We start from the raw sequence: 22,250 nt of genomic DNA, 5'->3' as shown, positions 1-22,250 counted from the left end.
CGGAACGGACACATATGAGCAGCGGCTTCATGGGCCCGGAAGGCTTCGGCCCCGACGCCTTCAGCGAGTTCCTGGCCCGTTTCTTCGGCGGTGGAACGTCATCATCCGGATCGGGCCGGTCCGGGCCCCGGTACATCGACATCGGCCGGCTCATGAGCGAGCCGGCCCGCCGGATGGTCGGCGACGCCGCCTCGTACGCGGCCGAGCACGGCAGTCCGGACCTGGAGACCGAGCACCTGCTGCGGGCCGCGCTGACCACCGAGCCGACCCGCGACCTGATCGCCCGCGCGGGCGCCGACCCCGACGCGCTGGTCGCGGAGATCGACCGGACGGCCGGTGAGGGACCGCCGCAGTCGCGGATCGCCGTCACCCCGGCGGTCAAGCGCGCGCTGCTCGACGCCCACGACCTGGCCCGGCACACCGGTGCCTCCTACATCGGCCCCGAGCACGTGCTGGCGGCGCTCGCCGCCAACCCCGACTCGGCGGCGGGCCGCATCCTGACGCAGGCGCGGTTCGACCCCGGGTCCGTACCGGGCGCGTCCGGCGCGCCGCGCGTACCGCCCGGCGGCTGGTCGGACTCCGGCGTGGACCACCGGCCGCTGCCGCAGCGCAGCACCCCGAACCTCGACAAGTACGGCCGCGACCTCACCGACATGGCCAAGGAGGGCCGGATCGACCCGGTCATCGGCCGCGAGCTGGAGATCGAGCAGACCGTCGAGGTGCTCTCCCGGCGCGGCAAGAACAACCCCGTCCTGATCGGGGACGCGGGCGTCGGCAAGACGGCCATCGTCGAGGGGCTGGCGCAGCGCATCGTCGAGGGGGACGTACCGCACACCCTGCGCGACCGCAGGGTGGTGGCACTGGACCTGTCGGGCGTCGTGGCCGGGACCCGCTACCGCGGCGACTTCGAGGAGCGGATGAACGCGATCATCGACGAGATCCGCTCCCACACGGACGACCTCGTCGTCTTCATCGACGAGCTGCACACGGTCGTCGGCGCGGGCGGCGGCAGCGGCGGTTCGGAGAGCGGCTCCATGGACGCGGGCAACATGCTCAAGCCCGCCCTCGCCCGCGGCGAGCTGCACGTCATCGGGGCCACGACGATGGAGGAGTACCGCCGCTACATCGAGAAGGACGCGGCGCTCGCCCGGCGCTTCCAGCCCATCCTGGTCCCGGAGCCGAGCCCCGAGGACGCGCTGGAGATCCTGCGCGGGCTCCAGGACCGGTACGAGGCCCACCACCAGGTGCGGTACGCGCCCGAGGCGCTGCTCGCGGCCGTCGAGCTGTCCGACCGGTACATCACCGAGCGGTTCCTGCCGGACAAGGCGATCGACCTCATCGACCAGGCGGGCGCGCGCGTGCGGCTGCGCGCCAACTCGGGCGACGCGGACATCCGGGTCCTGGAGCGCCAGCGCGAGCAGCTGCTGCGGGACAAGGACCAGGCGGTGGCGGCGGAGCAGTACGAGAAGGCCACCGAGCTGCGCGACCGGGTCCAGGACATCGAGGAACGGATCAAGGCGGGGCGCGGCGAACCGGCGGCGGGTGACGGCCGGGTCCTGGAGGTCACCGCCGAGGACGTCGCCGAGGTGGTCAGCCGGCAGACGGGCATCCCGGTGAGCAGCCTGACCCAGGAGGAGAAGGAACGGCTCCTCGGCCTGGAGGACCATCTGCGCAAGCGGGTCATCGGCCAGGACGAGGCGGTCACCGCCGTCTCGCAGGCGGTCCTGCGCTCGCGGGCGGGCCTCGCCGACCCGAGCCGCCCGATCGGCAGCTTCCTCTTCCTGGGCCCGACCGGCGTGGGCAAGACCGAGCTCGCGCGGGCGCTGGCGGACGCGCTGTTCGGCAGTGAGGACCGGATGGTGCGCCTGGACATGAGCGAGTTCCAGGAGCGCCACACGGTCAGCCGCCTGGTCGGCGCGCCCCCCGGGTACGTCGGGCACGAGGAGGCCGGCCAGCTGACGGAGGCGGTGCGCCGCCACCCGTACTCGCTGCTGCTGCTGGACGAGGTGGAGAAGGCCCACCCGGACGTCTTCAACATCCTGCTGCAGGTTCTGGACGACGGGCGGCTGACCGACTCGCAGGGCCGCACCGTCGACTTCAAGAACACGGTCATCGTGATGACCAGCAACCTCGGCTCGGAGGCCATCGGCACCGGCCGCGGCCAGCTGGGCTTCGGCGCGGCGGACACCGAGGCGGCGGACGAGGCGATGCGCGAACGGGCCCTGCGGCCGCTGCGCGAGCACTTCCGCCCCGAGTTCCTCAACCGCATCGACGAGATCGTCCTCTTCCGGCGGCTCGACGAGGACCAGCTGCGGCGGATCACCGACCTGCTGCTGGAGGAGACGCGGCGGCGGCTGCGCGCCCAGGACGTCACGCTGGAGTTCGAGCCGGAGGCGGTCGACTGGATCGCCCGCCGCGGCCACCAGCCCGAGTACGGCGCGCGCCCGCTGCGCCGCACGATCCAGCGCGAGGTGGACAACGAGCTGTCCCGGCTGCTGCTGGACGGCCGCCTCCCGGCGGGCGCACAGGTGCGGGTCGGCGTCGACGACGGGCGGCTGACGTTCCGCACCGAGGAGCCGCCCGAGCCGGGCCCCTCCTAGGCCTCCCGCTCCGCCGCGGCCTGGAGGTCCTTGCCCACGAGCTCCTTGCCCACGAGCTCCTTGCCCACGAGCTCCTTCACCAGCAGCTCGAACTCCAGGTCGTCGCGCTGGGGCACGCCGAAGCGCTGGTCGTCGTACGGGAAGGGGCTCGTCTTCCCCGTACGGCGGTAGCCGCGCCGCTCGTACCAGGCGATCAGCTCCTCGCGGATCGAGATCACCGTCATGTGCATCTCGCGCGCGCCCCACTCGGCGACGGCCAGGCGCTCCGCCTCGGCGAGGATCCGCCGGCCGAGGCCGCCGCCCTGGAGGCCGGGGCGGACGGCGAACATGCCGAAGTACGCGGCGTCACCGCGGTGTTCGAGCTGGCAGCAGGCGATGATCGCGCCGTCGCGCTCGAAGGCCAGGAGACGGGAGCCGGGCGCGCTGATGATCTCGCGTACGCCCTCGGGGTCGGTCCGCTGCCCCTGGAGGTAGTCGGCCTCGGTGGTCCAGCCCGCGCGGCTGCTGTCACCGCGGTAGGCGGACTGCACCAGCTCGACGAGCGCGGGGACGTCGGCCTCGACGGCGTCGCGGTAGGTCAGCTCCAGGGCGTCCTGCGGCGGTGCGGTGTCCATGACCCTCCTCGGTACGGGTGTTCCGCGTGCGAGGGTAACCCGGCCGGGTGCCGCGCCTCGCGCGCTCCCCTCGTACGACTCTGCGCCCGTATGCGCCCGCGGCGGGGCGGGCATCCTCCCCCGAGCCGTCTCGTCGAACGGGGAGGTACGCCGTGCACGGACCCGCGATGTCCGGCTGGCTGCTGGTGGCGCTGTGCGCGGTGACCGGCGCGTACTGCCTGGCGCGGATGAGGCGCTGCGGCGGTGCCGAGCGTTCGGCGGCGGCGGGCGAGGCGCTGATGGGCTTCGGGATGGCGGCGATGGCGGTGCCCTTCTCCGCGCCGGGGGCCTGGGCCGTGTACGCCGCGGTGTTCGGGGCCGCCGCGCTGCACGCGCTGTGGTGGGCGGCCCGGCGCGGGACCGGTCACCTGCACCACCTCGTCGGGTCGCTGGCCATGGTGTACATGGCGGTGGCGATGTCCGGCGGAGGCGGCGGGGCGCACGCGGGGCACGGCGTCGCGGGCGGCTCCGGGGTGCCGCTGCTGACGGGCGCGCTGCTGGCGTACTACGCCGTCTACGTGCTGCGGGCCGGGAACCGACTGGTCCCGATGGCCGTTCCGGGAGCAGGTGCGGTGTCGCTCGGGGTGGCGGGACGGGGGGAACCGGCGGGGGCCACGCCCGGAATGGTGCTCGCCTGCCGGGTGTCCATGGGGCTGGCGATGCTGGCGATGCTGCTGTCGCTCTGACGTCTCTGCGAAACCGTGGCGTGCGTCACTTGGGGCGCGAGACCGTACCGAGGGGTAGGGCGCGCTCTTAAGGTGAGGCCCATGGTGGTCTCCCTCGCGCTGCTCACACTCGGCGTTCTGACCGCATGCGCGTCCCCGCGGCTGCTGGCCCGAGCCGACTGGGCGGAACGCGAGCCGGTGGTGGCGCTGTGGGTGTGGCAGTGCGTGGTGGCCTCGGTGCTGGTGAGCTTCGCGCTGTCGATGACCTTCAGCGCGGCGGCCGCCTGGCACGCGGTGCGCGGGCACGTCTTCGCGCCCGCGCCGCGGGGCGTGGTGGAGGCGTACGCCCTGGCCGAGAACGGCCCGTGGTCCGCCGTGCTCGCGGTGCTGCTGGCCTGCGGCGGGCTGTGGAGCGCGGCCATGCTCACGCGCGAGATACGCCGGGCCCGGGCGCGGCGCCGCCGCCGTCGCGCCGAACTCCTCGTACGGGCGCCGCTGTTGCCGGGCGAGAAGGGGTACGAGGACCCCCTGGTGCCGCTGGAGGGCAGCCGCCCGGACGCCTGGTGGCTCCCGGGGGCCGAGCCGCGGCTCGTCGTCACCACGGCCGCCCTGCGCCGCCTGAAGGGGCGTCAACTGGACGCGGTGCTCGCCCATGAGCAGGGCCACGCGCGCGCCCGGCACGACTGGCTGCTGCACTGCTCGGCGGCGCTGGCGACGGGCTTCCCCCAGGTGCCGGTGTTCGCGGCGTTCCGCGACGAGATGCACCGGCTGGTGGAGCTGGCGGCCGACGACGTGGCGTCGCGGCGGTACGGGCGGCTGACGATCGCGCTGGCGCTGGTGGAACTGAACGAGCACCGGGGCGTGTTCGGCCCGGGCCCCGCCCCGGACGCCCAGCTGCCGCAGCGGGTGAACCGCCTGCTGGCGGCCGCCCCGCGCCTCACGGCCGCCCGCCGCCTGCGTCTGACGGCGGCCGCCGCGCTGGTCCCCGCGGTACCGGTGCTGGTGGCGTTCGTCCCGGCGCTGCGGGCGCTGGGGTAGGCCGGTTCGCCGAGCACCGCGGCCCCGGTCGCCTCGGGACACGGTACGACCGGGTCAGCGTCCTGACCTGGTCTCACCGGGCCAGGCCCGTCACTCGCGTAGGTCCTTGTTCAGGATGACCTCCCTGATGTGGGACCTGAGGAAGGTGAGCGTCAGTTCGGCCCGACGGGCGATCCACTGCTCTGTCGCAGGAGCGGGCACACCATAGCGACGCCGCCTGATGTCCTCCACGACGTCGGCGGGGGCGCCCATGTCGGTGAGCACCCCGAGAGCGTCGGCCTTGGTGATCAGCTTGCCGTCCCGCAGCGTCGTTGCCGCCCTGGCCAAGGTCAGCAGGCCGAGGTCGATCCAGATGTCGCGCATCCACCGCTCCGGGTGAGAGAGGGCCGGCAACCAGAAGCTCTCCAGATCCTTGACGATGAAATCAGCGAGCTGCCCGTCGGTCACCGGCGGCAGGATGCCTGCGGGCGGCCGGCCGTGCAGGACCAGCCCGAAGTCGTGCAGTTCACGTCTGGTCACCGGAGTGACCGGTCGGCGCATCAGCTCCTCGTGCGCCCACGTGAGGTGGCGGTGCGTGGCATCAGCCAGCTCCGTGACCGCGGGATAGCTGCAGTGCAGCTTCGACGCAAGCGTGATGTCCCTGCCCAGGTTCTGGTGCAGCTCTTCCAGTCGCCGTTCCTGCGCTGCCGTGCACGGTCGGCTTACGACCGCGATCAGGTCGAGGTCGCTGCGGCCCGGCTGGTAATCGCCTCCAGCGAGTGACCCGTGCGCCCAGACGGAGATCGGCGGCACGACTGACCGGAGCGCACTGACGAAGCGCTCGATGAGCTGCTCGGTGATCTGGTCCCCCATGGGAGAAGCCTGGCTCACAGGGTCGAGGAAAGGAACCCGGAGCCGGAGCTGGAACTTTCCCGTCGCGTGGGAGCCTCCGCTCTGCCCCTGCGCGCCCCTACCCCCCGCGAGCCTCGCAAGCGGAGTGCCTGTTAGCGGGCCCCGTCGTCGGGGAGGATCACGGTATGCGCTCCCCCACACTCCCCCCGCCCACCCGCACCCCCTCCGCCTGCGCCGCCGCGCTGGGATCCGGCGCCCTCGCGGGGGTGCTGCTGGTGCTGGTGGCGGTCGAATGGGGGCCGCTGGTCGCCTTCGACCGGGCGGTGGCGGACGGGCTGCACGACTCGGCCGTACGGAGCCCGGTGCTCACGCGCGTCAACCGGGTGCTGAGCGACTGGGTCTGGGACCCGTGGACCATGCGTGCCGTGACGGCCTTGGCCGTGGTGTGGCTCTGGTGGGCCCGGGAGCGGCTCCTCGCGGTGTGGACGGGGGCGGTGAGCCTGTTCGGGGCCGCCCTCCAGCAGACGCTCAAGACGGTGGTGGGCCGGGACCGCCCGCAGTGGCGCGACCCCGTGGACACCGCGCACTTCGCGGCCTTCCCGTCCGGGCACGCCATGACCGCCGCCCTCACCTTCGGGCTGCTGCTGTGGCTGCTGGCGCGGTACGGGCGGGGGCCCGGCACGCGCGCGTGGCGCGGGGTCGCGGTGGCCGGCGCCGTGTCGGTGGCGGGCGTCGGCCTGACCCGGGTGTACCTCGGTGTGCACTGGGCGACGGACGTCCTGGGCGGCTGGCTCCTCGGCGCCTGTGTGGTGGCCGTCGCCGTCCTGGCTTACGAACGGACGGTGTCGTCGCGCCGGCGCTGAGCGGGCAGGGATACCGGCATGACGATCACGTGCGTCCTCTTCGACTTCTCCGGAACCCTGTTCCGCATCGAACCGGCCGAACGCTGGCTGCGCGCCGTCCTGGACGCCTCCGGGATCGCCGCCCCGCCCGACGCCGTCGCCCGCTGGGCCGCGGAGCTGGAGGCCGCCGGGGCCCTGCCGGGCGGCAGCGCCCCGCGCCGCGTCCCGGAGCACCTGGCGGAGCGGTGGGCGACCCGCGACATCACGGCGGACCACCACCGCACGCTCTACACGGCTCTGGCGCGCCAGGTGGAGCTGCCCGACCCGGTGCTGTACGACGCGCTGTACGACCGCCACATGACCCCGGAGGCCTGGGAGCCGTACCCGGACGCGCGCGAGGTGCTCGCCGCGCTGCGCGAGCGGGGGGTGGGCGTCGCCGTGGTCAGCAACATCGGGTGGGACCCGCGCCCGGTGTTCCGCGCGCACGGGCTGGACCGGTTCGTGGACGCGTACGCCCTCTCGTACGAACACGGGGTCCAGAAGCCGGACGGGCGGCTGTTCCGGACGGCGTGCGAGGCGCTGGGGAGGGAGCCGCGGCAGGCGCTGATGGTGGGCGACGACCGCTATGCGGACGGCGGCGCGGCGAGAGTCGGCTGCGCGGTGCACTTCGTGGACCACCTGCCGGCGCGTGAGCGGCCGGCGGCGCTGCGCACGGTGCTGGAGCTGCTGTAGGCCATGGGACCGGACGATCCCCCGCGTCGCCCGGTCCGCATGACACCAGCCCCCGCCGGACGACCACAGGGGCGTCGCGCGAGGGTGCCCTGAGTATATTGGCTGAGAGCCAGTCAACGCAGGAGTTAAAGCATGTCCCCGCGGAGCGCATCGGTCAATGAAGAACTGCGGCGGCGTTCCCGGGAGCGGCTGCTGCAGGCGACGGTGGAGCTGGTCGGCGAACGGGGCTACGAGGCGACCACGCTCGCGGACATCGCGGACCGGGCGGGCTCGGCGCGCGGTCTGGTCTCGTACTACTTCCCCGGCAAGCGCCAGCTCCTGCAGTCCGCGGTGCACCGGCTGATGCACCTGACCCTGGAAGCGGCACTGGAGCGGGAGCCGCGCACCGACGACGGGCGGGAGCGGCTGGCACGCGCCATCGACGCGATCCTGGACCTGGCGGTGCAGCGGCCGCTCCTGATGCGCACGCACATGGCGGGGATCCTCCAGGCCGAGGGGTTCGTGCAGTGCCCCGAGCAGCAGCGGCTGGCGGCCCTGCTGCGGGACACGGTGGCCCGCTACGGAGTGCGTGACGTCGACGCGGACTACCCGCTGCTGCGGGCGCTGCTGATGGGCGCGGTTTTCGCGGTGCTGCTGCCGGGCGCGCCGATGCCCCGGGCGCGGCTGCGCGCGGAGCTGTTCCAGCGGTACGGGCTGGACTGGGAGCTCGGCGTTCCGCCGGACGACGGGGCGCCGTCCGGCGGAACGCGGGGCGAGACGGTCGGTCAGTCGTCGTAATCGCCGTCGTCGTCGTTGTCGTCGTCGAAGTCGTCGAAGTAGTCCGGCTGCGTCTGCACGTTGAGCTCGTGCATGCGCACCCGCTTCGCCGGGTCCGTGCGCCGGTCGTCGAGCCGCAGGACGTCGAAGCCCTTGCGCTCGTCGTTCGAGTAGATGTGGCCGTTGTAGTAGTACGCCGACCAGGAGCCGCCGGTGGTCAGCTTGTCGGTGGTGAGCGGGCCCCGCTCGAAGTAGGCGATCTCCCTGGGCTTGGCCGAATCGGTGAAGTCCCAGACGGAGAGCCCGCCCTGGTACCAGGCCTGGACCATGATGTCCCTGCCCTTGACCGGGATGAGCGAGCCGTTGTGGGCGACGCAGTTCTCGGTGTCCGCCTGGTACCGGTCGATCTTGAAGTAGCTGCGGAAGACGAGCTTGCGCTGGTCGCCCTTGCCGACGATGTCGTAGATGCCGTCGGCGCCGCGGTTCGGGCCGGTGCGTTCGTTGCAGGTGGCGCCGACGCCGCCGCCGAGTTCGTCGGTGAAGACGACCTTGTTCGCCTTCTGGTTGAAGGTCGCCGAGTGCCAGAAGGCGAAGTTGACGTTGTCCTGGACGCGGTCGATGATCTTCGGGTTCTCCGGGTCCTCGATGTTCATCAGGATGCCGTCGCCCATGCAGGCGCCGGCGGCGAGGTCCTTGGAGGGCAGCACCGTGATGTCGTGGCAGCCGGTGGTCTTGGAGACGCCCGGGTTGGTGGGCCCGCCGGGGTTGCCGCCGCCGTCGGGGCCCTCACCCGGGAAGAGCACCGGGAAGTTCACCACCGCCGCCTTCTCGGGCGCCTTGCGCGGCACCTTGATGATCGAGATGCCGTCGTGCGGCGGTTGGCAGTCGGGGAAGGCGGCGCTGGGCGCGTACGAGGAGACGTAGACGTAGACGTTGCGGCGCTCGGGCACCAGCGTGTGGGTGTGCGAGCCGCAGGCGGTTTCGACGGCTGCGACGTACTTGGGGTTGCGGACGTCGCTGATGTCGAAGATCTTCATGCCCTCCCAGGACGACTTCTCGGTCGCGGGCTGCGAGGTGCTGCTGCAGGAGCTGTCGCTGCGCGAGGAGTCGGTGGAGAGGAAGAGCAGGTCGCCGGAGACCGAGACGTCGTTCTGGGCGCCCGGGCAGAGGACCTGGGCGACGGTGACCGGTGCCTTGGGGTTGCTGATGTCGAAGACGCGGAAGCCGTCGTAGTTGCCGGAGAAGGCGTACTTCCCCTGGAAGGCGAGGTCGGAGTTGATACCGGTGAAGGCGTCGTGCGGGACGTTGGCGACGTGGGTGATGTTCGCGCTGTGGACCACCTGGTCCACGCCGGGTATCTCACCGCTGCGGATGGCCGCCCGGACTTCCGCTTCCGCCTGCGCGGAGACGCTCTCCGGGGTGGCCGGCACGTCCCCGGGGTCGGGTGTGGCGGCCGCGGGGCCGGCCGTCAGCAGGGTGGCGAACAGTCCGGCCGCGGCGGTGGCCACGGCGAGACGTCTGCGCCGCCGCGCGTGAGTGGTGCGCAACGAGGTCACTGCGTCCTCCCTTGGATCCGTTCGGAGTTGAACGGGTTGCGGACCCCGGCAGTATGTTGCTTTGCATGCACATCTCAACAGAGCACCTACGCGGTCGTTGAGGAAAGTTTTCGACCGGGGGGCGCGCGAAGGGGCCGCCCCGGGGCAGGATGACCACCGGCCGGCCCACGTGTCCCTGGAGGTTCGCCATGTCGCACCGCATCAGTGCCGCGCGTGTCCGCGGCTCCGCCGTCGCCGTGGCGGCCCTCGCCGCCGTACTGGCCCTGGGCGCCTGCGAGTCGGCGTCGCCGGGGCGGTCCGACGACGGAGCGCGGGCCAGGGCGGGCGGCGACGGTGGCGGGGGCGGCGTGGTGGTGGCGCCCGGAAAGCCCGGCGAGCCGGCCAGGACCCTGTCCCCCGAGCAGGCCGCCAAGGAGCGCCCCGACGACAGGCCGAACACGGCGGACGTCACGTACACCCGCATGATGATCGCCCACCACGGCCAGGCGCTGACCATGGCCGCCCTCGCGCCGAAGCAGGCCGCGTCGGAGCGGGTGAGGAGGGTGGCGGCGCGGATCGCCGCGGCGCAGCAGCCGGAGATCGACGCGATGCAGGGGTGGCTGGAGAGCAACGCGGGCCCCGCACCCCACAGCGGCCACGACCACGGTTCCATGCCCGGGATGGCCACCGAGGCGCAGCTGGCCCAGCTGCGCGCGGCGCGCGGCACGGCCTTCGACGAGCTGTTCCTGAAGCTGATGATCACCCATCACCAAGGCGCGATCACCATGGCCACGGAGGTGCTGTCCCAGGGCAACAACGTCCAGGTCGAGGAGATGGCGAACGACGTGATCGCGCAGCAGACCGCCGAGATCAACCGGATGCGCTCCCTGTAGGCCGGGCAAGCCCGGGACCGGCCGGGCTTGGCCGGCCCGTACGGCTCCCGCCCCGCACGGCTCCGGCATCTCCCGCGACGGGCGCGGCGGTGCGATGCTGGAAATCCCTCCGGGAAGGAGCGCGGCCGTGCTGCGAATCGCCGTCGTCGGGTCCGGGCCGAGCGGGGTCTACACCGCCCAGTCGCTGGTGGAACAGACCCGCGTGCCGGACGTCCGCGTCCACGTCCTGGACCGGCTCCCCTGTCCGTACGGGCTCGTACGGTACGGGGTGGCACCGGACCACGAGAAGATCAAGTCGCTGCAGAACAACCTGCGCACGGTGCTGGAGCACGAGCGGATCGGATTCGTCGGCAACGTCGAGGTCGGCGCCCGGGGCGTGGCCCCCCGGCGGCTGCTGGAGCTGTACCACGCGGTCGTGTACTGCGTCGGCGCGGCGCGCGACCGCACACTGGGCGTGCCGGGCGAGGACCTGCCGGGCAGCTACTCGGCCACGGACTTCGTCTCCTGGTACAGCGCCCACCCGGACGCCGCCGGGAACGGCTTCGGCATCGCGCTCGCCGCCCGCTCGGCGGTGGTGATCGGCGTCGGGAACGTCGCGGTGGACGTGGCGCGGATCCTCGCCCGCGGCCCGGAGGAGCTGCACCCCACCGACGTGCCGCAGGCGGCGCTGGGCGCGCTGGCGGCGAGCCAGGTGCGCACCGTGCACATGGTGGGCCGGCGCGGGCCCTCGCAGGCCAAGTTCACCACCAAGGAGCTGCGCGAGCTGGGCGCGATGCCGCAGGCCCGGGTGGAGGTGGACCCGGCGGACCTGGCGCTCGACCCGGCGTACGCGGACCCGGCGGGCCTGCCGGCGGTGAACCGGCGCAATGTGGAGGTGGTACGCGCCTGGGCGGAGAGCACGGCTCCGGAGCCCCGGGAGCGGGTCATCCGGATGCGGTTCTTCCTGCGGCCGGTGGAGGTGCTGGAGCGCGGCGGCCGGGCGGCCGGGGTGCGCTTCGAGCGGACCGTGCCGGACGGCACGGGCGGGGTGCGCGGGACCGGCGCGTACGAGGACGTCGAGGCCCAGCTGGTGCTGCGGGCGGTCGGCTACCGCGGGGTACCGCTGGAGGGGCTGCCGTTCGACGCCGCGCGCGGCACGGTGCCGCACGCGGCGGGGCGGGTGCTGCGGGACGGCGCACCGTCGCCCGGCGAGTACGTCGCGGGGTGGATCAAGCGGGGCCCGACGGGTGTGATCGGCACCAACCGGCCCTGCGCCAAGGAGACGGCCACCTCGCTGCTGGACGACGCGGCGCTGCTGCTGCGGCGCCCGGTGGCGGACGACCCGCTCGCCGCGCTGCGAAGCTGGGGGCTGCGGCCCGTGGAGTGGCCGGGATGGCTCTCCATCGAGCAGGCGGAGGCGGCACTGGGCCACACCCTGGGGCGCTCGACGGTCAAGATCGCCGACTGGGCGGGTCTGCTGGGAGCCGCCGGCGTGCCCGCGTAGCCCGCGGGGCGGCGCCCGGGTATCGCTGGCGGGGGGTCTGGGACGGTATCCGCCCGGCCCTCTCGGCGGGTTCCGGGACGGTGCCCGGGTAGTCCTCGCGTCGGCATTAGGGCGGGCCGGGGCCGTGCACCGGTTGGCCCCGCGGCGGCACCCGGGCAAGGCTGGGGCGGTATCCACGGAGCCCCAGCGGCGGCATCCGGGCGGCGCCTGGGACCGTGCCCGCGTAGCCCTCGTGGCGGCGTCCGGGTTGGGGCCGGGACCATGCCCGCGTAGCCCCAGCGGCGGCATCCGGGCGAGGCCCGGGGCCGCGCCCGCGTAGCCCTCGTGACAGCGTCCGGGTGGGGTCCCGGGCCGTGCCCGCGTAGCCCCAGCGGCGGCGTCCGGGTGGGGTCCCGGGCGGTGTCCGGGTAGGGACACCGCATGCAGACGTTCCTGCCGTACCCCGGTTTCACCCGTTCGGCGGAGGCCCTGGATCCGCGCCGGCTGGGCAAGCAGCGGGTGGAGGCGCTCCAGGTGTTCCGCGGGCTGACCGTGCCCGGGTACGGGTGGCGCAGGCATCCCGCGGTCCGCATGTGGACCGGCTACGAGGAGGCGCTCGTCCGCTACGGCCTGGACGTCTGCCGCGTCTGGACGGCCACCGGGCGCTCCGACACCTGCGCCGCCACGCTGATGCGCGACTTCCGCGCCTGGCGGCGGCCGGGAGAGGACGGACCCCGGCCGCAGGGCGCGCTCGCCGCGGCCGGGGAGCTGCCCCCGTGGCTCGGTGACCCCGCCTTCCACCGCAGCCACCAGTCGGCGCTGCTGCGCAAGGACCCCGACTTCTACCGCGGCCACTTCCCCGGGATCGCGGACGACCTCCCGTACGTCTGGCCGGCGTCCGACCGGGACCCGGAGGCCGTCCGCGAGCCGTAGCCGGGGTCAGTGCCCGGCGACGGCCTCCAGCGGGCTCAGCGCGGCCGCCCGGCGGGCCGGGACGGTGGCCGCGGCCGCGCCGATGACGAGGGACAGCAGGCCGATGAGGAGCAGCGTGCCCCAGGGCGGCGCCAGCGCGTAGTGCTCCATCGCGCCGTTGGCGAGCGAGCCGACCGACCAGGCGCCGAACAGGCCGCCCGCCATGCCGAGGAGGGTGCCGAACGCGGCGACGCCCACCGCCTCCAGACGGATCATCCGCCGGACGCCGGCGCGGTCCATGCCGAGCGCGCGCAGCGCCCCGATCTCGCGGGTGCGCTCCGCGACCGACATGGCCAGGGTGTTGACGATGCCGAGCGCGCCGATCACGACGCCGATGGCGAGCATCCCGTACATCACCTTCAGCAGGTCGCCCAGGGTGCCGGCGGCCTCGGCGACGAGTTGTCCCCGGCCCTGCACCTTCAGCAGGGGGCTGTTGCCCACGGCGGCGCGCAGCCGCCGCTCCACGGTCTCCGGGTCCGCGCCGTCGTCGGTGCGGACGAGGATCCGCTGGACCGAGCCGGGGAGGAAGGCGTTCTCGGCCACCTCCGTACGGTCGCCGAGCGCGTGGCGGGCGATGGGGTTGTCCTGGTAGACGCCCACGACGGTGTACGGCTCCGGCTCCTGGTGCCGGCCGACGCGGGCGTCCAGCCTGCCGCCCGTGGTCAGGCCGAGGTCCGTCGCGAGGGTGCGGGAGAGGGCGATCCGGCCGGGCCCGAGGTCCTCGGCGGAGCCGCTGACGAAGTCGAGCTTCATGACGGCGTCCACGGTGCGGGGGTCGACACCGGAGATTTCCCGGACTCCGCCGCCGGTGAAGAGGGTGGAGTCCGTGACGGCGCTCGCGGTCCGTACGCCGGCGGTGTCGGCCACCCGCCGTACGGCCGCCGGGTCGACCGCGGTCGTGGTGGAGCGGGTGCTGATCACGTAGTCGGCGCCGAGCCCGGCCGCGGCCTGCCGGTCGAGGGCCTGCCCGGTGGAGTGGCCGATGACCGCCAGACCGCTGACCAGCGCCGTACTGATCATCAGGGTGGCGGCGGTGGCCGCGGTGCGGCGCGGGTCGCGCAGCGCGTTCTCACGGGCGAGCCGCCCGGTGATCCCGTAACGGGCGGTCAGGCGTCCGATGAGCCGGATCACGGGCGCGGCGAGCAGCGGAGCGAGGACGATCAGGGCGGCGAGGAGGAGGGCGCAGCCGGACATCGCCGTCCGCAGGTTCTCCTCCGAGGCGTCCTCCGCCCGCGTGAGCGACACCAGCAGACCTGCGCCGAGGACGAGGAGGGCGAGGCCCGTCGCGCCGCGGAGCCGGGACCGCGACCGGGCGGGGGCGGGAGGCTGCGCGGCCGTACGCATCGCCTCGACGGGCGCGACCCTCGCCGCCCGGCGGGACGGCAGCCACGCGGCGAGCACGGTGACACCCACGCCCACCCCCAGCGCCGCCACGACCGAGCGCGGGCCGACCACCAGGGGGCCTCGCGGCAGCACGTGCGCGCCGGTGCTCAGGACGTCGGGCAGTACGGCGGCGATGCCGAGCCCGAGCAGGAGGCCGCCCGCGGAGGCGACGAGGCCGACGAGCAGGGCCTCCAGGAGGACGGAGCGGGACACCTGGCGGCGCGAGGCGCCGATGGCCCGCAGCAGCGCGATCTCACGGGTGCGCCGCGCCACGAGCATGGTGAAGGTGTTGACGATGAGGAACGAGCCGATGAACAGCGCGACCCCGGCGAAGACCAGCGGCACCTTCTCGTAACCCCGGGTCAGCGTGTCGACGAGGAGGGCCTGCTGGGCGGCCTGGGCGGCCCCGGTAGTGGCCTCGGCGCGGTCGGCCGGGAGCACCTCGGTGACCCGGCGGGCGAGCTCGGACGGGGCGGTGCCGGGCGCGGCGGACAGGTCGATGCCGGTGTAGTGGCCCGGGGACGCGAACAGCCGCTGCGCGGTAGCCCGGTCGAAGAGGACGAGGGTGCCCCCGGCCGTGACCCGGGTGTCCCGGGTGGTGACGATGCCGACGAGGCGCTTGGTCATGACCGGGCCGTCGGTGGCCAGGGTGATCATGTCGCCCAGGCGGAAGCCGCCCGCGGCGGCGGTGCCGCTGTCCACGGCCACTTCAGCGCTGTCGGCCGGGGCACGGCCCTCCACCACCGGGTGGCGGCTGTCCTCGCCGTCCTTGTCGGGTACGTAGGCGGCGGCCAGGTGGGACCACGCCCGATCGGCTCGCAGCGGGGTGCCGTCCGCCGCGTTCAGGACCGCCGAACCGTCGGCCGACGGCCGCACGGCGGCGACACCGGGCACCTCAGCCAGTCGCCGTACGAGCGCGTCGTCGAGCACGCCCCCGGCTCCCTGGCCGGCTGCGGGGGCGCCGGGCGGGGGCGGCTTCTCGGTCACGGTGACGGCGATGCCGGCGAAGCTCTTCGAGGCGGCGGCGCGGTGGGCCGCGGCGGTGGTGTCGGCGAAGACGAGGGTGCCCGAGACGAAGGCGACGCCGAGCATGACGGCGAGCACGGTCATCAGCAGCCGGGCCTTGTGGGCGCGTACGGTGCGCAGGGCGGTGCGGAACACGGTTCTGGTCGGTCCTTTCCGCTCAGCCCTGGCGGGAGCGGTCGCGGGGGTGGGAGGGGGAGGGCGCGGCGTACGTCTCGTCCACGATCCGGCCGTCCGCGAGGAACACCACGCGGTCCGCGTACTCCGCCGCGACGGGGTCGTGGGTGACCATGACGACCGTCTGGCCGAGCTCGCGCACCGAGTCGCGCAGGAAGCCGAGGACGTCGGCCCCGGCGCGGGAGTCGAGGTTTCCGGTGGGCTCGTCGCCGAAGACGATCGCGGGGCGGGAGGCCAGGGCGCGGGCGACCGCGACGCGCTGCTGCTGGCCGCCGGAGAGCTCGGCGGGCCGGTGGCCGAGGCGCTGGGAGAGGCCGACCATGGAGACCACGCGGTCCAGCCACTCCGGGTCGGGGCGGCGCCCGGCGAGGGCGAGCGGGAGCGTGATGTTCTCCAGCGCGGTCAGCGTCGGCAGCAGGTTGAACGCCTGGAAGATGAAGCCGATCCGGTCGCGGCGCAGCCGCGTGAGCCGGCGGTCGTCGAGCGTGCTCAGTTCGGTGGTGCCGACGCGCACGGAGCCGGAGCTCGGTGCGTCGAGTCCGGCGGCGCAGTGCAGCAGGGTGGACTTGCCGCAGCCTGAGGGGCCCATGATGGCGGTGAACTCGCCTTCCCGGAAGGCGATGCTGACCCGGTCGAGGGCGACGACGCGGGTGTCGCCGCTGCCGTAGACCTTCGTGAGGTCGGTGGTGGCGGCGGCGATGCCGGTCGTCGGGTGGAGCGCCAGGGGGTCGGCGGTCACGGGGACCTCCTCTTCGCGTGCGGGTGTGGAAAGGTGCACGTCGAAGGGTGTCCGGCTGATGTATCGGGGTCTGGACCGGCGTGTATCGGGGGCCGCGCCGCTGCGTATCGGTTCTGTACGAGCCCGGTCGGCGTGGTCGCGCAGGGCGTCAGTGCGCAGGCAGGCGCAAGGTGGCGACGGCGCCGCCGTCCGGGTCGTTGTCGAGACGCAGGTCGGCGCCGAGGACCCGGGCCTGTCCGAGGGCGATGGTCAGGCCGAGGCCGTGGCCGGAGCCGCGTTCCACCGCGCCCGTGTGGAAGCGGCGGGGGCCGTGCAGCAAGAGGTCCGGCGGGAAACCGGGGCCGTGGTCGCGTACGACGACCGTACGGCCCTCGACGGTGACCCGTACCGGGCCGGCGCCGTGCCGGTGGGCGTTGGTGACCAGGTTGCCGACGATCCGCTCCAGGCGGCGCGGGTCGGTCTCCACGGTCGTCCCGGCCTCGCCGGTGCCCTGGGTGACCTCAGTGCCCTCGGTGACCTCAGTGCCGGTGACGTCGGTCCTCTCGGTGACTTCGGTGACCTCCGTGTCGAGGCCGGTGCGGGCCACGGCCTCGGAGACGACGGCGACGAGCGGCACCCGGGCGCGTACGGGCTGCTCGGCACCGGCGTCCAGGCGGGAGATCTCCAGCAGGTCCTCGACCAGGCCCCGCAGGTCGCGCACCCGGGCGCGGAGCAGGTCCTCCGTCTCGCCCGGCGGCAGCAGGTCGGCCGCCGCCAGCAGACCGCCGACGGGGGTACGCAGCTCGTGGGCCACGTCCGCGGTGAACTGCCGCTCGGTACGCAGCCGTCGGGCGAGGCTGTCGGCCATCCGGTCGACGGTGGCGGCGATCTCCGCCACCTCGTCGCGGCCCTTGGTGGGCCCGGTCCGGGCGTCGAGGTCCCCGGCGGAGATCCGGCTCGCGGTCTCGCCGACCCGCCGCAGCCTGCGGGCGAGCAGCCCGGCCCCGTAGACGGCGAGCGGCGCGGCCGCGGTGAGCGCCACCAGCGAGGCCACCGTCATGGTGATGTCGAGGCGGCGCAGGGTGTGGAGCTCGGGGCTCATGTTGACGCGGACGGCGAGCACCGGGCTGCCGGGGCCACTGGTGCGCTGGGCGGCCCAGACGCTCGGGCCCAGGTTCCCCTCGACGCGCCCGTCGTGGGCGGTGTGCCGGTCGCCGTCGGCCGGGTCTCGCAGGGCGGCGGGCAGCTCGGCCGGGGCGAGCTCGGCGCCGTCCGCGAGCGTTCCGGTACGCCGGTACACGTCCATGGCCGAGTAGAGCGTGTTGAGGGCCTGTCCCTCGGCGCGGGAGCGGATGTCCTGCGCGGTCCAGAGGTGCACCAGCACGCCCACGGCCGCCACGACCAGGCAGGCCGTGGCGGCGGCCAGCGCGGCGATCTTCCAGCGCAGGGACGCGCGGGCCGGGCGGAGGGAGACCCGGCCCGGCCTCGGCCGGCGGAAGGGACGCACGGCGGCCTCAGCGCCTGAACTTGTAGCCGAAGCCGCGGACCGTCTCGATCCGGTCCCGGCCCAGCTTGCGGCGCAGCCGCTGCACACACAGGTCCACGACCCGGCTGTCGCCGTCCCAGCCGTACTCCCACACGTCGCGCAGCAGGGTGTGCCGCTCCAGTACGACGCCGGGGTGGGCGGCGAACGCGAGGAGCAGCTTCAACTCGGTCGGTGTCAGCGCCACGGGACTGCCGGAGAGGGACACCTCCATCCCGGCCGTGTCGATGGTCAGGTCCCCGAAGACCAGCACCTCGCGCTCCTCACCGGGCGTCCGCTCGGGCGCCGGGACGGCGGCGGGGGAGGCGGGGGCGTAGGTCGCCCGCCGCAGGAGCGAGCGGATGCGTGCGACGAGTACGTACGTGTCCACGGGCTTGACCACGTAGTCGTCCGCTCCGGCCTCCAGACCGGCGACGACGTCGAGCCCGTCGCCGCGGGCCGACATCATCAGGACGGGCACCAGGCTGGTCTCCCGGATCCTGCGGCACAGGCCGATCCCGTCGAGGCCGGGCAGCATCACGTCGAGGATCAGCAGGTCGAAGGGCTCGTCGCGGAAGAGCTCCAAACCGGTGAGGCCGTCGGCGGCGGCCCTCATCTCGTAGCCGTAACGCTCCAGGGCGACGGTGAAGGACCGGCGCATCAGGTCGTCGTCCTCCACCAGCAGCACGCGAACGGGATGCGAGGACGTCCGGGCCGGGGCGGGGGAGGACACGGGCGGATGGCTCCTGTTCGGACGGGTCGGTGGAACGATACGGCAGGCGCCGGCGCCGACCGCTCAGGAGCCGTCGAGACGGGCGGCCTGCCGCTCGGCGGCGGCGAGGACCGCGTCCAGCAGCCCGGGGAAGAGCGCCTCCAGGTCGTCACGGCGCAGGCCGTTCATCTTGGCCGTGCCCCGGTAGGTCTGGCGGATGACACCGCTCTCGCGCAGGACGCGGAAGTGGTGCGTGGTCGTCGACTTGGTCACCGGAAGCTCGATGTGCGAGCAGGCCACCTCGGACTCCGCCAGGGCCAGTTCCCGTACGACGCGCAGCCTCATGGGGTCGGCGAGGGCGTGGAGCACGGCTTCGAGGCGGATCTCGTCGCGCGCGGGGTGCGCGAGTTCGCGCGCGCCGGAGCCTGCGGTGCCGGAGCCTGCGGCGCCCCCGCCTCCGGCGGTTCCGGCGGTTCCGGCGGTTCCGGTTCCTCCGGAGCTGCCGGCGCTTCCGGTGGTCACAGCGGTCACGGCAGGCACGGTGGTCACGGGGGCTCCAGGTTCCTCGGGTCCCTGCATTGTACGAGAGGCCTCGTAGTTTGACAGGTGGCGTACTACGACGGTTATCGTACGAGGCGTACCGACCGGCCCCGCCGCGCATTGGAGTCCGCCGTGAGCGCACTGTTCGAGCCCCGCACCCTGCGATCGCTGACCATCCCCAACCGCGTCTGGATGGCGCCCATGTGCCAGTACAGCGCCGAGGCCGTCGGCCCGAACGCGGGCGTCGCGGGTGATTGGCACTTCGCGCACTACGCGGCCCGCGCCGCCGGCGGGACCGGCCTGATCCTGTTGGAGGCCACCGCGGTCTCCCCGGAGGGCCGGATCAGCCCGTACGACCTGGGCCTCTGGAACGACACCCAGACCGAGGCGCTGCGCCGGATCACCGGCTTCCTCAAGGGCCAGGGCACGGTCCCGGGCATCCAGATCGCCCATGCCGGGCGAAAGGCCTCCACCGAGCGCCCCTGGAAGGGCGGCGCCCCGGTCGGCGCCGACGCGCACGGCTGGCGGCCGGTCGCCCCGAGCCCGCTGCCCTTCGACGAGGGCCACCCCGTACCGGAGGAGCTGACGCCGGAGCAGATCCGTGACATCGCCGGGCAGTTCGCGGCCGCCGCGCGGCGCGCGCTCGACGCGGGCTTCGAGGTCGTCGAGATCCACGGCGCGCACGGGTACCTGATCGGCGAATTCCTCTCGCCGCACAGCAACCACCGCACCGACGCGTACGGCGGCTCCTTCGAGAACCGCACCCGCTTCGCCCTGGAGGTCGTCGACGCGGTACGCGAGGTGTGGCCCGAGGAGCTGCCGCTGTTCTTCCGGATCTCGGCCACCGACTGGCTGGAGGAGCGGGCGGGGTGGACGGCCGACGACACCGTACGGTTCGCCGCGCTGCTCAAGGAGCACGGCGTGGACCTGCTCGACGTGTCGACCGGCGGCAACGCGCCGCACGTCCGCATCCCGGTCGGCCCGGGCTACCAGGTGCCGTTCGCGGCGCGGGTGAAGGCGGAGACTGCGCTGCCGGTCGCCGCGGTGGGCCTGATCACCGAGGCCGCGCAGGCCGAGAAGATCGTCGCCAACGGCGAGGCGGACGCGGTACTGCTCGGCCGTGAGCTGCTGCGCAACCCGTCGTGGGCCCGGCACGCGGCGCGCGAGCTGGGCGGCGAGGCGCACGTGCCCGACCAGTACCACCGGTCGGTCTGACGCCGGGGCCGGCACCGGGGCGCGACACCGGGACCAACCGGTCGGACACCCCCGTTGACCTGCGCTAACACCGCCGGGAGGGGTCACTGTCAGTGGGTGGGTGCACACTGGCCCGTATCCGCGACAACGGCGTCCTGGAGGTGTCGGCCATGACCGACGTACTGCTCACCGTAGGCACACGCAAGGGACTCTTCATCGGCCGCAGGCGAGACGGCCGATGGGAGTTCGGCGGCCCGCACTTCAACGCGCAGGCCGTGTACTCGATCGGGATCGACACGCGCCGGAGCACACCGCGCCTGCTGGCGGGCGGGGACAGCGCGCACTGGGGACCGTCGGTGTTCCACTCCGACGACCTGGGCGAGACGTGGACCGAACCGCGGCAGCCCGCGGTCAAGTTCCCCAAGGACACCGGCGCTTCGCTGGAGCGGGTGTGGCAGCTGCACCCGGCGGGGCCGGCCGCGCCCGGCGTGGTCTACGCGGGCACGGAGCCCGCCGCGCTCTTCCGCTCCACGGACGAGGGCGAGACCTTCGAGCTGGTGCGCCCGCTGTGGGAGCACCCGACCCGGTCGCGGTGGGTTCCGGGCGGTGGCGGGGAGGCCGTCCACACCGTCGTCACGGACCCGCGGGACCCGGACGCCGTGACGGTCGCGGTGTCGACCGCCGGTGTGTTCCGCACCCGGGACGGCGGCGCGACCTGGTCGCCGTCGAACGACGGCGTCTCGGCGGTCTTCCTGCCCGACCCGCACCCGGAGTTCGGGCAGTGCGTGCACAAGATCGCGCAGGACGCGGCCGACCCGGACCGGCTGTACCTCCAGAACCACTGGGGGGTGTACCGCAGCGACGACGGCGGCGCCAAGTGGACCGACATCGGCGCGGGCCTGCCCTCCGACTTCGGCTTCGCCATGGTGGCCCACCCCCACCGGGCGGGCGTGGCGTACGTGTTCCCCATCGCCGCCGACGCGGACCGGGTCCCGGCGGACCACCGCTGCCGGGTCTACCGCACGAGCGACGCGGGCGGGACCTGGGAGCCGCTGTCGGCGGGCCTGCCCGAGGGCGACCACTACGGCACGGTGCTGCGGGACGCGATGTGCGTGGACGACGCCGACCCGGCGGGCGTGTACTTCGGCAATCGCAACGGCGAGCTGTACGCGAGCGCGGACGACGGCGACAGCTGGCAGCTCCTCGCCTCCCACCTGCCGGACGTGCTGTGCGTGCGGGCCGCGGTCATCGGCTGAGACCGCGTGGGGTCCACGTCTCGGGCGCCGGGTGAGAGGGGGTTCGCTGCGCCAGTAGAGTGACGGCCGTGGCAGCACGACCGTTGAATGAAATCGTCGAGCCGGGGTGGGCGCAGGCCCTCGCGCCGGTGGCCGAACGCATCGCCGCGATGGGCGACTTCCTCCGCGCGGAGATCGCCGCGGGACGCACCTACCTCCCGGCGGGGGCGAACGTCCTGCGGGTGTTCCAGCAGCCGTTCGACGAGGTGCGGGTCCTGATCGTCGGCCAGGATCCGTACCCCACACCGGGACACGCGGTGGGGCTGAGCTTCTCGGTCGCTCCGGAGGTACGGCCGTTGCCCGGCAGCCTGGAGAACATCTTCCGGGAGATGCACACCGACCTCGGGCTGCCCCGGCCCTCCAACGGTGATCTGACGCCGTGGACCCGGCAGGGCGTGCTGCTGCTCAACAGGTCGCTGACGACGGCGCCCCGCAAGCCGGGCGCGCACCGCGGCAAGGGCTGGGAGGAGGTGACCGAGCAGGCCATCAGGGCGCTCGCCGCACGCGGCAAGCCGCTGGTGTCCGTGCTGTGGGGACGTGACGCCCGCAATCTGCGCCCGCTGCTCGGCCGCCTCCCCGCGATCGAGTCGGCGCATCCGTCGCCGATGTCGGCCGACCGCGGCTTTTTCGGCTCGCGCCCGTTCAGCCGTACGAACGAGCTCCTGCTCCAGCAGGGCGCCCAGCCGGTCGAGTGGCGCCTGCCGTGA

At 73.9% G+C, this 22,250-nt stretch carries 20 protein-coding genes; 12 read left to right on the top strand and 8 right to left on the bottom strand.

Annotation, left to right across the window (positions count from 1 at the left end; translation table 11 throughout):
- The first annotated feature begins 14 nt into the window (after window positions 1–14).
- Window positions 15–2,600, top strand: a complete 2,586-nt coding sequence (locus AC07FJ_RS26245) for an ATP-dependent Clp protease ATP-binding subunit (protein WP_479051753.1) — start codon at window positions 15–17, stop codon at window positions 2,598–2,600.
- Here AC07FJ_RS26245 and AC07FJ_RS26240 read toward each other — a convergent pair.
- Window positions 2,597–3,214: a GNAT family N-acetyltransferase gene (locus AC07FJ_RS26240; RefSeq protein ID WP_479051752.1), complete on the bottom strand. Its 618-nt coding sequence runs from the start codon at window positions 3,212–3,214 to the stop codon at window positions 2,597–2,599. The genes AC07FJ_RS26245 and AC07FJ_RS26240 overlap by 4 nt on opposite strands.
- Window positions 3,215–3,366: 152 nt before the next feature.
- Between AC07FJ_RS26240 and AC07FJ_RS26235 the strand changes: the two genes are divergently transcribed.
- On the top strand, window positions 3,367–3,939 hold the full coding sequence (locus AC07FJ_RS26235; RefSeq protein ID WP_479051751.1) for a DUF5134 domain-containing protein: 573 nt from the start codon (window positions 3,367–3,369) through the stop codon (window positions 3,937–3,939).
- 81 nt (window positions 3,940–4,020) lie between these two features.
- Window positions 4,021–4,956: a M56 family metallopeptidase gene (locus tag AC07FJ_RS26230; protein ID WP_479051750.1), complete on the top strand. Its 936-nt coding sequence runs from the start codon at window positions 4,021–4,023 to the stop codon at window positions 4,954–4,956.
- Window positions 4,957–5,046: 90 nt separating this feature from the next.
- Here AC07FJ_RS26230 and AC07FJ_RS26225 read toward each other — a convergent pair whose 3' ends face one another.
- Window positions 5,047–5,808: a nucleotidyltransferase domain-containing protein gene (locus AC07FJ_RS26225; RefSeq protein WP_479051749.1), complete on the bottom strand. Its 762-nt coding sequence runs from the start codon at window positions 5,806–5,808 to the stop codon at window positions 5,047–5,049.
- Between the two features lie 164 nt (window positions 5,809–5,972).
- Between AC07FJ_RS26225 and AC07FJ_RS26220 the strand changes: the two genes are divergently transcribed.
- The 3 genes from AC07FJ_RS26220 to AC07FJ_RS26210 all read left to right on the top strand — a co-directional run bounded on the left by AC07FJ_RS26220 (window position 5,973) and on the right by AC07FJ_RS26210 (window position 8,138).
- Window positions 5,973–6,650, top strand: a complete 678-nt coding sequence (locus AC07FJ_RS26220) for a phosphatase PAP2 family protein (protein WP_479051748.1) — start codon at window positions 5,973–5,975, stop codon at window positions 6,648–6,650.
- Between the two features lie 18 nt (window positions 6,651–6,668).
- On the top strand, window positions 6,669–7,361 hold the full coding sequence (locus tag AC07FJ_RS26215) for an HAD family hydrolase (RefSeq protein WP_479051747.1): 693 nt from the start codon (window positions 6,669–6,671) through the stop codon (window positions 7,359–7,361).
- A gap of 132 nt (window positions 7,362–7,493) precedes the next feature.
- Window positions 7,494–8,138 carry a TetR/AcrR family transcriptional regulator gene (locus AC07FJ_RS26210; protein WP_479051746.1) on the top strand — a complete coding sequence of 215 codons (645 nt, stop codon included), beginning with the start codon at window positions 7,494–7,496 and terminating at the stop codon, window positions 8,136–8,138.
- Here AC07FJ_RS26210 and AC07FJ_RS26205 read toward each other — a convergent pair.
- Complete coding sequence (locus AC07FJ_RS26205; RefSeq protein ID WP_479051745.1) at window positions 8,126–9,673, bottom strand: LVIVD repeat-containing protein; 1,548 nt, start codon at window positions 9,671–9,673, stop codon at window positions 8,126–8,128. The two genes, AC07FJ_RS26210 and AC07FJ_RS26205, sit on opposite strands and share 13 nt — an antisense overlap.
- 188 nt (window positions 9,674–9,861) lie before the next feature.
- Here AC07FJ_RS26205 and AC07FJ_RS26200 point away from each other — a divergent pair, with 188 nt between their 5' ends.
- The 3 genes from AC07FJ_RS26200 (at window position 9,862) to AC07FJ_RS26190 (ending at window position 12,940) form a co-directional block, all read left to right on the top strand.
- The gene (locus tag AC07FJ_RS26200; RefSeq protein WP_479051744.1) at window positions 9,862–10,545 is read left to right on the top strand and encodes a DUF305 domain-containing protein; all 684 of its coding nucleotides are present in this window, start codon (window positions 9,862–9,864) and stop codon (window positions 10,543–10,545) included.
- A 127-nt stretch (window positions 10,546–10,672) separates the two neighbouring features.
- On the top strand, window positions 10,673–12,028 hold the full coding sequence (locus tag AC07FJ_RS26195) for an FAD-dependent oxidoreductase (protein WP_479051743.1): 1,356 nt from the start codon (window positions 10,673–10,675) through the stop codon (window positions 12,026–12,028).
- A gap of 420 nt (window positions 12,029–12,448) precedes the next feature.
- Window positions 12,449–12,940 (top strand): MSMEG_6728 family protein, encoded by a 492-nt coding sequence (locus AC07FJ_RS26190; protein WP_479051742.1) that lies wholly within the window; start codon window positions 12,449–12,451, stop codon window positions 12,938–12,940.
- Between the two features lie 6 nt (window positions 12,941–12,946).
- On the opposite strand, the gene AC07FJ_RS26185 is transcribed toward AC07FJ_RS26190, so the two are convergent.
- The 5 genes from AC07FJ_RS26185 to AC07FJ_RS26165 all read right to left on the bottom strand — a co-directional run bounded on the left by AC07FJ_RS26185 (window position 12,947) and on the right by AC07FJ_RS26165 (window position 18,898).
- Window positions 12,947–15,523, bottom strand: a complete 2,577-nt coding sequence (locus AC07FJ_RS26185) for an ABC transporter permease (RefSeq protein WP_479051741.1) — start codon at window positions 15,521–15,523, stop codon at window positions 12,947–12,949.
- A 22-nt stretch (window positions 15,524–15,545) separates the two neighbouring features.
- Entirely contained in the window at window positions 15,546–16,301 is a 756-nt protein-coding gene (locus AC07FJ_RS26180; RefSeq protein ID WP_479051740.1) for an ABC transporter ATP-binding protein, read from the bottom strand.
- A gap of 148 nt (window positions 16,302–16,449) precedes the next feature.
- Complete coding sequence (locus tag AC07FJ_RS26175; protein ID WP_479051739.1) at window positions 16,450–17,787, bottom strand: sensor histidine kinase; 1,338 nt, start codon at window positions 17,785–17,787, stop codon at window positions 16,450–16,452.
- A 7-nt stretch (window positions 17,788–17,794) separates the two neighbouring features.
- A complete protein-coding gene (cseB, locus tag AC07FJ_RS26170; RefSeq protein WP_479051738.1) occupies window positions 17,795–18,535 on the bottom strand; it encodes a two-component system response regulator CseB in 741 nt (246 codons plus the stop codon).
- A gap of 63 nt (window positions 18,536–18,598) precedes the next feature.
- Window positions 18,599–18,898, bottom strand: a complete 300-nt coding sequence (locus AC07FJ_RS26165; protein ID WP_361420789.1) for an ArsR/SmtB family transcription factor — start codon at window positions 18,896–18,898, stop codon at window positions 18,599–18,601.
- A gap of 288 nt (window positions 18,899–19,186) precedes the next feature.
- Between AC07FJ_RS26165 and AC07FJ_RS26160 the strand changes: the two genes are divergently transcribed.
- From AC07FJ_RS26160 to AC07FJ_RS26150, 3 genes are all read left to right on the top strand, one after another.
- On the top strand, window positions 19,187–20,269 hold the full coding sequence (locus tag AC07FJ_RS26160) for an NADH:flavin oxidoreductase/NADH oxidase (RefSeq protein WP_479051737.1): 1,083 nt from the start codon (window positions 19,187–19,189) through the stop codon (window positions 20,267–20,269).
- A 149-nt stretch (window positions 20,270–20,418) separates the two neighbouring features.
- Window positions 20,419–21,504 (top strand): WD40/YVTN/BNR-like repeat-containing protein, encoded by a 1,086-nt coding sequence (locus AC07FJ_RS26155; protein WP_479051736.1) that lies wholly within the window; start codon window positions 20,419–20,421, stop codon window positions 21,502–21,504.
- Between the two features lie 68 nt (window positions 21,505–21,572).
- Window positions 21,573–22,250 (top strand): uracil-DNA glycosylase, encoded by a 678-nt coding sequence (locus AC07FJ_RS26150; protein ID WP_479051735.1) that lies wholly within the window; start codon window positions 21,573–21,575, stop codon window positions 22,248–22,250.

Source organism: Streptomyces sp. NPDC045998 (assembly GCF_056430285.1).
Note: the sequence above shows the minus strand (reverse complement) of the source record. Positions and strands in the feature narration are given on the sequence as shown.